General features: G+C 48.5%; 15 protein-coding genes. 9 read left to right on the top strand and 6 right to left on the bottom strand.

Annotated features, from left to right (window positions below):
• Positions 1-42 precede the first annotated feature (42 nt).
• Together ADIS_RS17435 and ADIS_RS17430 are read right to left on the bottom strand one after the other, a co-directional pair.
• Positions 43-477, bottom strand: coding sequence for a hypothetical protein (locus tag ADIS_RS17435; protein ID WP_010855981.1), 435 nt, complete (start codon positions 475-477; stop codon positions 43-45).
• Positions 478-757: 280 nt separating this feature from the next.
• The gene (locus ADIS_RS17430; protein WP_035806715.1) at positions 758-1,354 is read right to left on the bottom strand and encodes a hypothetical protein; all 597 of its coding nucleotides are present in this window, start codon (positions 1,352-1,354) and stop codon (positions 758-760) included.
• Between the two features lie 194 nt (positions 1,355-1,548).
• Here ADIS_RS17430 and gltX point away from each other — a divergent pair, with 194 nt between their 5' ends.
• From gltX to ADIS_RS17405, 5 genes are all read left to right on the top strand, one after another.
• Positions 1,549-3,087, top strand: coding sequence for a glutamate--tRNA ligase (gene gltX / locus ADIS_RS17425; RefSeq protein ID WP_010855978.1), 1,539 nt, complete (start codon positions 1,549-1,551; stop codon positions 3,085-3,087).
• A gap of 43 nt (positions 3,088-3,130) precedes the next feature.
• Positions 3,131-3,331 (top strand): hypothetical protein, encoded by a 201-nt coding sequence (locus ADIS_RS17420; RefSeq protein ID WP_010855977.1) that lies wholly within the window; start codon positions 3,131-3,133, stop codon positions 3,329-3,331.
• A gap of 45 nt (positions 3,332-3,376) precedes the next feature.
• Positions 3,377-4,024: an outer membrane beta-barrel protein gene (locus tag ADIS_RS17415; RefSeq protein WP_155907586.1), complete on the top strand. Its 648-nt coding sequence runs from the start codon at positions 3,377-3,379 to the stop codon at positions 4,022-4,024.
• Between the two features lie 365 nt (positions 4,025-4,389).
• Positions 4,390-5,058, top strand: a complete 669-nt coding sequence (locus ADIS_RS17410; RefSeq protein WP_010855974.1) for a YdcF family protein — start codon at positions 4,390-4,392, stop codon at positions 5,056-5,058.
• Between the two features lie 172 nt (positions 5,059-5,230).
• Positions 5,231-6,925, top strand: a complete 1,695-nt coding sequence (locus tag ADIS_RS17405; RefSeq protein WP_010855972.1) for an exopolygalacturonate lyase — start codon at positions 5,231-5,233, stop codon at positions 6,923-6,925.
• A gap of 34 nt (positions 6,926-6,959) precedes the next feature.
• Here the strand turns inward: ADIS_RS17405 and gldD are convergent, their stop codons facing one another.
• The 3 genes from gldD to ADIS_RS17390 all read right to left on the bottom strand — a co-directional run bounded on the left by gldD (position 6,960) and on the right by ADIS_RS17390 (position 10,577).
• Positions 6,960-7,610: a gliding motility lipoprotein GldD gene (gene gldD, locus ADIS_RS17400; protein WP_081634980.1), complete on the bottom strand. Its 651-nt coding sequence runs from the start codon at positions 7,608-7,610 to the stop codon at positions 6,960-6,962.
• Positions 7,611-7,712: 102 nt separating this feature from the next.
• Positions 7,713-9,191: an IMP dehydrogenase gene (guaB, locus tag ADIS_RS17395; protein ID WP_010855970.1), complete on the bottom strand. Its 1,479-nt coding sequence runs from the start codon at positions 9,189-9,191 to the stop codon at positions 7,713-7,715.
• A 195-nt stretch (positions 9,192-9,386) separates the two neighbouring features.
• Positions 9,387-10,577 carry an RsmB/NOP family class I SAM-dependent RNA methyltransferase gene (locus ADIS_RS17390; protein ID WP_010855969.1) on the bottom strand — a complete coding sequence of 397 codons (1,191 nt, stop codon included), beginning with the start codon at positions 10,575-10,577 and terminating at the stop codon, positions 9,387-9,389.
• Between the two features lie 126 nt (positions 10,578-10,703).
• Here ADIS_RS17390 and ADIS_RS17385 point away from each other — a divergent pair, with 126 nt between their 5' ends.
• The 3 genes from ADIS_RS17385 to prmC are packed head-to-tail and all read left to right on the top strand — an operon-like array spanning position 10,704 to position 12,218.
• Positions 10,704-10,988 carry a hypothetical protein gene (locus ADIS_RS17385; protein ID WP_010855968.1) on the top strand — a complete coding sequence of 95 codons (285 nt, stop codon included), beginning with the start codon at positions 10,704-10,706 and terminating at the stop codon, positions 10,986-10,988.
• Complete coding sequence (locus ADIS_RS17380; protein WP_010855967.1) at positions 10,988-11,359, top strand: hypothetical protein; 372 nt, start codon at positions 10,988-10,990, stop codon at positions 11,357-11,359. The genes ADIS_RS17385 and ADIS_RS17380 overlap by 1 nt, the downstream gene beginning before the upstream one ends.
• Before the next feature lie 4 nt (positions 11,360-11,363).
• On the top strand, positions 11,364-12,218 hold the full coding sequence (prmC, locus tag ADIS_RS17375; protein ID WP_035806706.1) for a peptide chain release factor N(5)-glutamine methyltransferase: 855 nt from the start codon (positions 11,364-11,366) through the stop codon (positions 12,216-12,218).
• On the opposite strand, the gene ADIS_RS17370 is transcribed toward prmC, so the two are convergent.
• Complete coding sequence (locus ADIS_RS17370) at positions 12,207-12,827, bottom strand: hypothetical protein (protein WP_010855965.1); 621 nt, start codon at positions 12,825-12,827, stop codon at positions 12,207-12,209. The genes prmC and ADIS_RS17370 overlap by 12 nt on opposite strands.
• A 209-nt stretch (positions 12,828-13,036) precedes the next feature.
• On the opposite strand from ADIS_RS17370, the gene ADIS_RS17365 reads away from it, so the two are divergent.
• Positions 13,037-13,549 (top strand): 3-hydroxyanthranilate 3,4-dioxygenase, encoded by a 513-nt coding sequence (locus tag ADIS_RS17365; protein WP_010855963.1) that lies wholly within the window; start codon positions 13,037-13,039, stop codon positions 13,547-13,549.
• Positions 13,550-13,593: the final 44 nt, after the last annotated feature.

Genomic DNA, 13,593 nt, shown 5'->3' with positions numbered 1-13,593 from the left:
GAGGACAGATAGGGAACTAATCCCTATCTTCCTACTCGATTATTACTGGCCCAGCGTTTTCAGGTAGTTGCGTCCCTGAATGGCTTTATAGGCTATGAAGGCGAGAGGTATCAGCCAGATTAGCTCGTTGGCAATCAAGTAAAAAATGGATCGTTTGTTCCAAGCGATTACGTCAGAAAAGACCACCAAAAACCAAGCGGCCGAGATCAACTTTCCTACGATGCCCGCTAAGATCAAGTATACCCAGCTAAACGGATAAAAGGCACTTAGAAATAGCAGAAAGCCAATGAGCATACCAAACGTTCCGTAGGCATTGGTAGAAAGGTTCTCAAGCTGTTCCCCCGCAGACATCCATCCGAGGACGGTTGGCCCAAACCACTTAAAAGACGCCCCCCATATAAAGCTGTAAACACCGGCCAACAGCAGTGCCCCCCGAAGCGGCATCCCAAATACCGGAATGGATGATTCATCAGTCATGGTCGTAACATTTTTTAGGTCTAACTACGTTTTTTAAGTCTAACTACGTTGTCATTCTGCATTTACAGGCGGCATCGATCGAGGACAACCCCCAAGGAAATTCAGCTGTTCTTATCGGCACAGAAAGCTTGCGCCTACTGCATTTGTTATTCTGTTTGTCGGCCCATCTACTTTGCGGATGTAATATCCGGTTATTTTTCAACAATACGCCTAAAACAGCTTCGGCTACACCGAAGTTTTTTATAAGTCCAAAGTTTTGGGGCTGATCGAAAACGTTGTGCTATCTGCCCAATAACCTGAAGAAGTCAGCAATTGTGATGCGAAGCGATTCTAACTCCTCCTCCCTCTCCAAAATTTGAACCCAATCCGAACAGGTATGGGCCTCTATCTTTACTTTATCACCCAAATGGGGAAAAATTTTCTCAACAAAGTAAAAATGTGATTCGCGATCGCCCTGTATTATCGAAACTTCGGTGGTGTCACCCATGGCATTAATCCACCGAATGGGGAGGGGATTTACTTCTTTAAGTTGTCCTTGAGGTTCTAAATAGAGGTACGCGGCATCCTTGACTTTGTTGATGATCAGCACGCTGTTTAGGGCGAGGGCCGTTGAGTCCTTTACCCGGTTTCCAAGGCGATAAAGTTCCATTTTGGCATCATTTCGTATTTCCAGGTCGTAATAGGCCCTTCGTACATTCTTGAAGTATATCCGGCTGGCATCGCTGATGCTCGAGTCCCCACGATCACCTCGATTGTCCGCTCTTCGCTCGTTGAAAAAGGACAGTATCAAGACCAATAACAACGATGCCGCGCCAAATAGTTTGAACAACCGGACCAGCTCGGGGGTCATCGGATCTGTGGAATCTTTTCTAGGCATTGGAGGAAGTCTACCGCTCAAAAACAATTTTTTCGTACCGAAGGTTTTGTTTTTGGGTTTTCCGGTAATATGCATTCCTATTTGAGCCTATAACCATGTCGCCAAAGCGAAAAACAATACTTACGGCCTATCTCCAATGATTCGCCTGAATTTTTTTATCTTTGCTGTTTGATTGAAACCTGTTTACGAAAAAGATGAGTAAAGAAGTCCGCGTAAGATTTGCCCCTTCGCCTACGGGTGCGCTGCACATTGGTGGTGTAAGGACGGCATTGTACAATTATCTGTTTGCCAGAAAGACCGGTGGAAAGTTTCTTCTGCGTATCGAGGACACAGATCAGACGAGGTTTGTACCGGGAGCGGAAGAATACATTAAGGAATCATTGGATTGGTTGGGTATAAGCCCAGATGAAAGCCCATGGAGCCCGGGTGAATATGGCCCTTACCGGCAGTCAGAGCGCAAAGAGATGTACATGCAGTATGCGCAGGACTTGCTGGACAAGGGACATGCCTATTATGCATTTGATACGGCTGAGGAACTTGAGGCCATGCGGGAGCGCTTGTCTGCTGCCAGAGTAGTATCTCCGCAGTACAATTCCATCACCCGTATGCAGATGAAAAACTCCCTGACACTCCCCGCGGACGAAGTAAAAGCGCGCTTGGCATCGGGTGATCCCTACGTCATTCGTGTCAAAATCCCCCGTAAGGAAGAAGTCAGGCTGCATGACAAGGTCAGAGGCTGGGTGATGGTGCATTCCAGCACATTGGATGACAAGGTGCTAATGAAGTCAGACGGCATGCCCACCTACCACTTGGCAAATATCGTGGACGACCACCTGATGAAGATTACGCACGTGATACGTGGAGAGGAGTGGCTTCCGTCTGCTCCGTTGCATGTACTTTTGTACCGATACTTTGGTTGGGAAGATACCATGCCTGAGTTTGCCCACCTGCCGCTGCTTTTGAAGCCCGATGGCAACGGGAAACTATCCAAGCGGGATGCGGAGAAGCACGGGTTTCCATTATTTCCACTTCCATGGACTGACCCTGCTACCGGTCAGGTAGCAGACAGTTTTAGGGAGCAGGGGTATTTACCGGATGCTTTTTTGAATTTTCTGGCTTTTCTGGGCTGGAATCCCGGCGATCACAGGGAGTTGTTTACGGTGGAGGAATTGGTTGAGGCCTTTAGCATCGAGCGCATTGGTAAGTCGGGCACTAAATTTGACATACACAAGGCCAAATGGTACAATGAACAGTACCTGAGGCGGAAGACCGATACCGAACTGGCCAACTACCTATTGGCAGATTTGGCCAAGGAGCAGATTGTTATCTCAGAAGCGAAGGCTGAAAAAATTGCCGCATTGATGAAGGAGCGCGCTACGTTTCCGGCGGACTTGTGGAAGGAAGGACGGTTTATGCTTTTTGCGCCGGAAGTATACGACGAGGCGATTGCCGATAAAAAATGGAATACCGACGCGGTACAGGTACTGTCAGCGTTTCAGGTAAGTGTAGAGCAACTACCTGGAGATCTGGACGCGGATACGGCTAAGAGCCTGTTGCATGAGGCAGCGGAAGCCTGCGGTGTGAAATTGGGCAAGATCATGCAGGCCGTACGCTTGGCGGTGACCGGTGTGGGTGCAGGACCCGACTTGATGCAGGTTTTTGAGATTTTGGGAAAGGAAGAACTGGCCAATCGGATCGCATCTGCGTTAAAGACCTTAGTGGTAAAGGTATAAACTGCCTTAGGTCTGTTGGCTTCGTATAAAAATAAGAATAAACATGAGCAAGAAACCGAAAAAGGAGGAAACTCCAAAGGTAAATCCCGAGCTGGAGGGCTTTCAGATGAATATCAATTCCTTTGGGGAGATTTCCAGCTCATTTTCCATTGACAAGATCAACGAGTTCCTCAATAAGAATGTCGATGACAAGAAGCTCCGGGACCGGGATGATTTGGATGAACTTAAAAAGAAGAAGCAGTAGCCGGGCTTTCCGGTTACTGTTTTTATCTTTGACACACACATGGGAATGATCCGGCTACATGGGTTTTTATTAGTGGTTATTCTGCTCGTTGGTTTCCATGGCCACGTGCTGGGACAGACCAGCGTTGGATTTCGAACCGGATATTCTACCTCCAGTGCTTCCTATCGGGTCACCTTGGGATCCTTCCCACGTAGCGTAAAGGGCTTCACTGCCCAGACCCATTCCTTTGTGATAGAGCAATTTTTTGAAAAAAATGCTGGCGGACAGATAGAGTTTCAACTACTTTCTACCGGATTCTCGGCGGTTGATTCTGTAAACGAAGGAAATGAGACCCGGTTTGATTACCTTAAAATTCCGATCCTTTCGAACTTCTACCTGGGAAATACCGGCAGAATCCATCTTAAGCTAGGCCCGCATGTGGGGTATCTGCTAAATGTGAGGGACATCAGCCGTGTCAGCGAGGGCAACTTGGTCATTCCCACCTACGGGCAGCCCGGAGATGATCCCCGGAAAATCATGTATGGTTTAACCGGGGGCGTGGGCATTTCAAAGCTTTTTGGCAAACATACCTTGCAGGGTGAAGCTAGGTTTTCCTACGAGTTTGGACGTCCGGAGACCCAAAATCGGATTTTTGACCTGAATTTTACGCAGTTGGAGTTTACACTATCCTATCTTTTCCGTGTCCTCAAGTGACTAGGCCTCCTTGGTATAGGTGATCCTGCGTGAAGCCTCCCAAATGAGCATGTTGTCCAGATCTTCGGTAAAGATTCGAACTGGACTTTTCGCCGTTTTGTGATAGCTGACTAAAAAGGCACCACCCAATGCATGATAAATAAGTTGGAATTCTACTGCCCCGGTTTGTGTTTACGGAAATGCTGACCAAAACCGAAAAAAGCGTTCGTCAGGTGTTCAGTTCTGATTCCCCTTATATACTTTGGCCAAAAACAGAAAGGCACCCCCTTTGGATGATGCTTTTAATCAGAACCTCTTGTACCCAATCGAATTGCGATTGTCGATCGAGGGGTTTACTTTCGCTAATCAATTGTGAGCAACTGCCTATGAAACTGCCCTTAGAGGACCTATCGCCCAAGATTTGGAATCTTGCCCGCATATTATGGGACTATCACCATACCAACCATACCCTAAGTCCGGCAGACTGTATACTTGTTCTGGGCAGCAATGATATCCGGGTAGCTGAGCGGGGAGCTAACCTGTATTTACAGGGATATGCACCCCTGCTGGTGTATTCCGGAGGTCTCGGTAATTTCACCCAAGGGGTTTGGGATGAGACGGAAGCCGAAAAGTTTGCTCAAGTGGCGTTTCAAATGGGCGTGCCGGAATCCGCGGTACTGATCGAGAACAAGTCTACGAATACAGGAGAAAACCTCCGGAATACCCAGGCTATTTTTAGTGAAAAAGGACTAAATCCTCACCGTTTTATCTTAGTGCAGAAACCCTTTATGGAGCGAAGGATCCTGGCGACTTTTGAAATCCATTGGCCTGACAAAGAGGTTATGGTGACCAGCCCACAAATCCCATTGGAAGATTATCCGAATGATGATATCTCCTCAGACTTGCTGATCAACGCCATGGTAGGCGATCTTCAGCGAATCAAAGTTTATCCCGAAAAGGGATTTCAAACCTACCAAGAGATACCGCAGGAGGTGTGGAGGGCTTACGAGGATCTGATTCACCTGGGATATGACAAACACCTGATACACGAATAATCTGTTAGCTACAGGGCGGACAATTCACCGGTAATATACTGATGCGCTGTTGAATACAGGAAAAAATTATCAAGCAGTCTGGGAAGGTCTGGTTTTTTTTGTATATTGACCCTCCAACTGTTCACTGGCTACTTATTCACACTACCAATCTGTCTGATTAGCCCACCAGCCCATGTCACATCGAATCGCCCAACTTGCCGTTGTGTCGGTAGTCTTCCTGTTTATTGCTTTGTTCGGACTAAAGCTCCAGGCTTCAAAGGAAAGAAAGCCTAGGGGGTATTCTTCCGAACGCATTGCCGCGGTACAACGATTCGCCGAAACGGTTCTTGCGCACGCCTCGGATCGTTTCAGGGATCAAGAGAGCCCTCTATTGGTGGACGGCCTGAGCGTGTCGGATTACGCGCCAGTTGAGTGGGTGCACGAAGGGGAGCGTTGGATTCCCTCCAACCTCGCCAATCAGCAGAATTTCTTTCGGACACTGGTAGGCTTAAGCAGAATTACCGGCGATGACCGATATAGACAATCGGCAATTAATGCCATTTCCTATGGCTTCAAGCACCAACAGCACGAAAATGGGCTGATGTACTGGGGCGGGCATCGTTTTTTTGACTTGGCTTCGGGCCGCTTTGTGGGAGAAGGGTATCGACATGAGTTTAAGTTTACCCTTCCGTATTATGAATTGATGTGGGAGGTAGATCCCGAGGCCACGACTAAGTTTATCCGGGCATTTTGGAATGCCCATATATTGGACTGGCAGACGTTGGACATGAATCGCCATGGGGAATATGAAACTACCATGGGCAAGCTTTGGGATCATGTACCCATGGATAGCCCACCCTTTTTTGAAGGAGATGGTCTTACCTTTATCAATGCAGGCACAGATCTGATTTATGCCGGGTTTGAGCTGTATCAGTTAAACGGTGAAGAGGGAGCCTTTCAGTGGGCCAATCACCTCGCCAAACGGTATGTGGAGGCACGTCACCCGCAGACTAACCTCGGAGTATATCAATACAGTAAGCCAATTCGGAAAAACAATCCCCCTGCTTCGGGGCCATTGCCCACCACTTCGAACTACGGGGACAGGGCAGAAAACCAGTTTTCCGCTGACTTTGGTGAAGTGGCAAAGGAAGGTTATCTGTTACGGAGCCCAGGATCCATTTATGGGCACAATGCCATTATCCAACTACAAATGGCAGAGAGGTTGAAAGACCGCGGTACCCAGCTGTTGGATTGGACATTGGCGGGAATGAAAGCATGGGCTGAGTATGGGTATGATCCCGTGCGGAATCACGCGAAGCCTATTTGGGCAGATGGAACCGATCTGTCCGGTTATGTAATCAAGCGGGACGGATACTATGGCAAAGCAGGAACCACCTTTCGATCCAGTGAAGTTCCGTCTATTCTTTTTTGGTCCTATGCGTTGGCCTACCGGCTTACCTCCGACGAGGATGTGTGGGAAACGCTGCGACAAATGGCCAAAGGGTTTGATCTCGGGGATTTAGGTGCACCCGACGGTAAGCGCTCACTTCATTTAGAAACTTCGCAATCGGATCCCTTGGTGTTGTTTGGCGTTCTGGAACTGTGTAAATATTCCTCGGATCTGGGACTTCGAAAGCTGGCCGAACAACTGGGAGACAACATTGTCCGAAACCGCTTTCACAACGGCCTGTTCATACCCAGTTCCGATCATCTGTATGGAAGCATAAACGCGATAGAGCCGCTGGCACTTTTGACGTTAGAGGCGATGCTCCGCAATAAGCCGGAGTGGGTGCCTGCTTATAACGGAGGAAGTGGCTATTTCCACGGCCCCCATGACGGACTGGGCAGGACCACCGACCAAGCGGTGTTTTGGAATGCAAAAAAATAGATTGACAGGCGTTCGGTATACCCGTGTTTGGTCTTTATTTGCTAAGGTGGGAAAGCCGCTGACTCTCGAATTCCAGTGTATTGATCAGGTGCATCACGTCGGCTTTGATAAATTCAATGATCGGTGCAAGTGAGTCATTCCGAACAGCAGTATTGAAATACAGAGCACCTCGCAGAAAGTGGCTGGTGGAATCGGTCACGAAAAACTGGAATTGGGTCGGTACTTCTCCACTCAGTTCGGCCACCAAGCCCGTAAGGCCCGCGGGGTTTCTTACGACCATTTCATCGATTCCGTAGGCCTTTATTTGGTGCTTTGATGTAAGTGAAAGCGCGTCGTCCAGATAAGCCTTTAGGGTAGAACGCTGCCCGTCTACCGGCTTGTAGGTAAGGTGTACTCTCGCCTCCCATTCGGGATAATGCAGGTTGATCCAAGTTTTTTCGTTCGGATTAAAGGTATCGGGCTCTACACGGGCATACTTGGAATGTTCGAACGAGTAGGGGAAAGCTCCTTCCAACACCGCGAAGGCAGGGTCTGGGAGATCGATTCGGTTAAAACCTTTCGGTTTGGGCATGAAGTTCGACTGACAGGCAACCGTTCCAAGAACCAAGACCAACGCAGCAAGGATGGTTTTGCAAGGGAATTTGCCTGCATCGCGAATCAGCTTACTAGATGGGTTAGTGTCCATAGGTTACAAAACGGTAAAACCTTTACATTAGTATGTTAACAAAAAAGCCTCCGGGGAATTCCAAAGGCTTCTTTTTTTATCAAATCCGAGGGTTTGTACACCCTACATTTTTGCGCTGTAATTGGGAGCTTCCCGGGTGATGTTCACATCATGTGGATGCGATTCACGCACACCGGCAGTGGTAATTTTTACAAATTTTCCATTTTTCTGGAGGTCGGCGATGGTGGCGGTGCCACAGTATCCCATGCCCGCTTGAAGACCGCCTACCAATTGGTAAAGCACTTCCGAAACCAATCCTTTAAATGCCACGCGTCCTACGATGCCTTCTGGTACCAGTTTTTTGATATTGTCCTCTGCATCCTGAAAATACCGGTCTTTGGATCCCGATTCCATGGCCTCCAGGGATCCCATGCCACGGTATGATTTGAATTTTCTGCCTTCGTAGATGATGATTTCTCCCGGTGCCTCTTCTGTCCCCGCTAGGATAGAGCCCACCATAACCGAGCTTGCGCCCGCGGCGATAGCCTTCACCAAGTCCCCTGAATACCGGATCCCGCCGTCCGCAATTACACCTACTTCTGTACCTTTCAACGCTTCCGCACATTCGTATACGGCGGATAGCTGAGGTACCCCTACCCCCGCTATAACGCGGGTAGTACAAATACTTCCGGGCCCTACGCCGACTTTTACCGCGTCAGCGCCAGCCTCTGCCAGTGCCAAGGCTGCCTCAGGCGTGGCGATGTTTCCCACGATGACATCCAGATCGGGAAATGCGGCCTTGATGCGTTTGCATGCATCGATCACTCCCTTGGAATGGCCATGTGCCGTATCGATGGACACAACGTCCACACCGGCCACTTTCAATGCTTCTACTCGTTCGACCAAGTCAGCCGTCACGCCCACCGCTGCACCTACCCGTAGACGTCCGAATTCATCCTTACAGGCGTGGGGTTTGTCCTTCCGCTTAAGGATGTCCTTGTAGGTTATCAGTCCGGTCAACCGCCCCTCTTCATCTACGATGGGAAGCTTCTCTATTTTGAATTCCTGTAAAACCTCCTCTGCCTGCTCCAGGGAAATCCCCGCTTTGGCAGTGATCAGGTTATGGGTGGTCATGATCTCCCGAATGTCCCGGTTGGAGTCTTTGATAAACCGCAGATCCCTGTTGGTGATGATCCCTTTTAAATAACGGTCCTTGTCGACCACCGGGATGCCTCCTATGTTGTATTCCCGCATAAAGTGCTCCGCGTCCCGCACTTTGGCATCGATGTCCAGGGTTATTGGGTCCAGAATCATACCACTTTGGGAGCGTTTCACTTTGCGGACCTGTGCCGCCTGCTTCTCGATGGACATGTTTTTGTGGATAAAACCTAGTCCACCTTCGAGCGCAATGGCGATGGCTAGCTCAGCCTCTGTAACCGTATCCATGGCCGCAGAAACCAACGGAATCTCTAACTTGATATTTTTGGTGAGGTAGGAGGAAGTGTCTGTTTGTCGGGGGAGAACCTCTGAATAACCAGGCACCAGAAGCACGTCGTCGTAGGTGAGTGCTTCAAAGAGAAATTTATCGGAATTTTTGTTCATGGCAAATTCGTTAGGGATCCGTATTTGCCCGTCAAAGATACTACGTTTTTTACATGTAAATCAATTCCATTTGAAAATTTCTATCACAGGTAGGAAAAATGTGATCCCTTTCAGAAATTTTCTTTGGCAGTTCAGTATTTTTTGAAATTACCTAGGAGCATCCGCACACAAATTCTTCGCAGACCTTTACTGTTTCTAGCTGGTTTTTTCCAGTTGGGCAATGTAAAAACCATCAAAACCACACTCGTGGGCCAGTATTTTTTGATCTTCGATAAGTCGAAAGGAACGGCCCACCTCCGAAGATAGAAATCGTTCCACTTGCTTTTCGTTTTCATCGGGCAAAATGCTGCAGGTGGCATACACGGCCCTACCTCCAGGTTTAAGCATAGTGGTATACCCCTGAAGGATTTCCTGCTGAATGATCTTGACCCGCTCTATTTCGTCCATGCTTAGTTTCCACTTGGTATCGGGGTTTCGTTTGAGCACACCCATTCCCGAACAGGGCGCATCCAACAGGAGGCGGTCTGCCGAGTTTCGCAGCCTCTTGATGGTTTTATTGCTTTCTATTACGCGGGTTTCTATTATTGACACGCCCGCACGGCGCGCCCTGAGTTTGGTGTTTTTCAGCTTATAGTCCAATACATCCATGCTAAGGATGCGTCCTTTGTTCTCCATCAGGGCGGCCAAGTGCAGTGATTTGCCACCGGCACCGGCACAGGCATCCACTATCCGCATGCCTGGAGCTACGTCCAGTGCCCGCGCGACCAATTGGGAGGACGCATCCTGGACTTCAAAAAGGCCTTCCTTGAAATGGGCAGATCGAAAAATATTCTGGCGCTGGGCCAGCACCAAGGCGTCCGGGTACCCATTTGGAACCTGGCTTTGGATTCCATCAGCCTGGAGTTTCTCAGCTAGTTCCCGAACGGAGGTCTTCAACGAATTTGCACGAAGAACCACCGCCGCAGGTTCATTCAGCGCGGCAATCTCGGCATCCCATTTGGAACCAAGCGCCGATTCGCCGAGCTCATCCATCCAGTCAGGAATGGATTCAAGTATCGCCCTTTTTTCGATTTTTTCCAACCTTCGCTTGACAAGCTTTGCGTCCAATGTTTTGAATTCCTTCCAATCGGGAAGGTTTTGCCCTTTCCAAAGGAGATAGGTGCCAAGCATTTTGTACAGGTCCTGGCTTGGGCTCAATGCCTGTATCAACCGCCACCAACGAACCATCTCATACACCGTTTCCGCTACAAACCCACGGTCCCTCGCTCCCCATTTTGGATGGGATTTAAGCGTTCGCTCGATAACCTTGTCGGCATATCCGTTTTGGTGAAAGATAACGTCCAAGGAATCGATTACCCCCTGTACGGTGTTTTGATGGAGCTTCATGAGTACATAGTTCAAGTAAGGGGACAAATATACGGAATTACCAGCGGCTAACGCCCGATCCTGTTTTTTCCTGGCTCGGCGGAGGCCTGTGGCCACTTTGGCAGGAATTTGGTACCTTTGTGAGGTATGGGAGAAAAAAAATGTCCACACTGTAACGCTTGGTCAAAATGGAACCAAGATATAAATGATACCTGTGAGCACTGCGGCCATCAGCTGGGGGGTGCGGATCTTCATTATCACGAAAAACGGCTGGCTCAGGAAAAGGCAAACCGCGAAAACTGGATTTTTTATATCAAAGATACCGACAGCGGGTTTATGAAAGGAGCAAAGAAAGTGGGAAATTTTTTCTACACCATTTACATCTCCATCATCACGTTCATCGCTTGGTTGATCGCTGTTCTTCCCGGGTGATGCAAGTTTGGAAAAACCCCTATTTTATCGCCCCCTGCCTGCTGTTTTGGGCCAATCAATACCTGGAAAAAATACAGGGCATTTTCATTCCGTTTGTTCATAGTTATCTGGATGATCTTTTGGCGATGCCGGTTATTTTAGGGATCAGCTTGCAGGTGTTTCGATGGATTCATCCCCAAGGTGAATTGTTTTCTTTTTCGACGCTTCAGATAATTGTGGGGGTCGCTTATATCAGTTTTATTTTCGAGGTTTTGCTACCCATGTTTTCCGGTCGCTATACCCGGGATATATGGGACGTGGTATGCTATTCGATCGGTGCCGTTTATTTCTACTTTCTCATCAATCGTTGCCCCAAACAACCTTCGTATTGACTCCATGAGCCAGCAATTTGTCAGATCCTTATTTTTGTCCGGTCGCAACAGCTTACTGCGGCACTATGTTAAAGAAGAGGCAGAGACCATCGTTTGCTGGTTAATCGAGCATTTCATGGGCTTAAGCAGGGTGGATATCCTGCTGGATCGGCCGATTTCCGAAGTGCCGCTTGCCTACAGCGAAGCCTTGGAACAGGTTTTGGCTGGTGTTCCTATCCAGTACGTACTCGGTGAAGCACTTTTTTACGGCAGGACGTTTCTGGTAGATTCCAATGTGCTAATTCCCAGAAGAGAAACTGAAGAATTGGTTCACTGGATTATCCAAGCCCATCCGCAATCCCGGTTACGGGTATTGGATATCGGTACCGGATCCGGTTGCATTCCCATCACCCTTGCGTTGGAACTTCAGCATCCGTCGGTTCACGCATTGGACATTAGCGAACATGCACTTGGCGTGGCCAAGAAAAACGCCCAGCGGCACCATGTGGCAATGGCTTTTCATCAATTGGATGTATTGAATGACGCCTTGCCTCCGGGCGGCTGGGATATTATCGTCAGCAATCCACCCTACGTAACCCAGCGCGAGGCAACCTCCATCCTTCCGCATGTTCTGGACCACGAGCCTCATCTGGCACTTTTTGTTCCAGATCATGCTCCACTTTTATTTTATGCCGCCATAACGTCGAAGGCTATGGATTCCCTCGTTCCAGGGGGAATGTTGTACGTGGAAATCAATGAATCTTTTGGAGAGGAGACCCGGCAGCTATTTCTGGAGACCGGATTGGAGAAAGTGGAAATCAAAAGGGACATGCAAGGAAAAGACCGAATGGTGCGGGGACAGAAGCCCCTATTGGGTTGACCCAACAAATTCGCCCACCCAAAACAATCCCTTGCTCTTAAACGTAATATGCCCCTCGTCTACTTCCAAAAAAGTGGCGTCTTTTAGTTGAATAACTTCGGTTTGGTTGCCTGTACCGATTTCTACAAAGCTGTCCTCAGCCCCGTGGATATGGATGCTGCCGGCATTCATCCATTTTTTGAAGGGAGTCTCTTTTACGGGGAAGTAACGGATCGGGCCATCAAATAAGATAATGTCCAGCCGGTACAGAAACTCCTCCAAAAGGTGTGTGTCCCGGTAGGGGACGCCTACTAAATTTACTGCGGATTGGCCCACCGACAGTAAATGTTCCAAGCCCGCGCTCAGGTAAGTCTGTTCCTGTCTGTCTACTACCACTATTGGGTGCTGTTCCTGAATTATTTCCGAAACTAAGGGTGAAGGAGGAATATTGAGTACTACCGCATCAATCTTTACGCCCTGATCATGCAGGCTGCCCAGCATTTCTTCGGTGGTGATCACGGTGGGCACCCATTCGAGTAATTCACCCAACAGCTCGGATGAAAGTTGTTCAGGCTGTATCAGAAACAGCGCAGGCTCTTGGTTTTCACGGACAAAGTGGTGCGAAGACATCTATTGCGAGATCTTGAGGAGGATTTTTTATGGCCAAATATATCCAAATTGAAAGGTGTTTTCGGCCGGATATGGTTTTTTTTGCTTCTTTTTTAATGGAAAGCTGAATACCAAAGGGTATTTGCTCGCACTGGTTTTCTTTATACTTTTAGGAATTCTTTCACCCCTGTGTTTTGGGGTATCAGGTCAGAACTAAACTCGAAGCAATTATGGCGATTTCCCAACCGATCAATTTCACCAAATGGATAGAAGAAAATAGACATCTTCTCAAGCCTCCTATCGGAAATCAGGTCATTTACAAGGGCAATGATGACTTCATCGTGATGGTGGTGGGGGGACCAAACTCCCGCAAGGACTTTCATTACAATGAAGGAGAGGAGTTTTTTTATCAGGTTGAAGGCGACATCACGTTAAAGGTGGTAGATGAAGGCGAGGTAAAAGACGTGCACATAAACGAAGGGGAAATGTTTCTGCTGCCCGCAAAAATGCCCCACAGTCCCAGAAGGCCGGCCAATACGATAGGGTTGGTTTTTGAGCGGTACCGGCGTCCGGGTGAGAAGGATGGATTTATCTGGCATTGTGAAAATTGCGGAAACAAGCTGTACGAGGAGTATCAAGTGGTGACAGATATCGTGAGTCAGCTACCGCCTATCATGGAGCGGTTTTGGAGCAATCCCGCCCATACAACCTGTTCTGCCTGTGGGACGGTAATGACCAAGTAGTGGCTTTTGAGCTACCTTCGGATTAGAATGCAGGCATATCTCGT

The organism is Lunatimonas lonarensis (assembly GCF_000390185.1).
Lineage (GTDB): Bacteria > Bacteroidota > Bacteroidia > Cytophagales > Cyclobacteriaceae > Lunatimonas > Lunatimonas lonarensis.
This window is presented reverse-complemented; position numbering and strand designations above follow the sequence as displayed.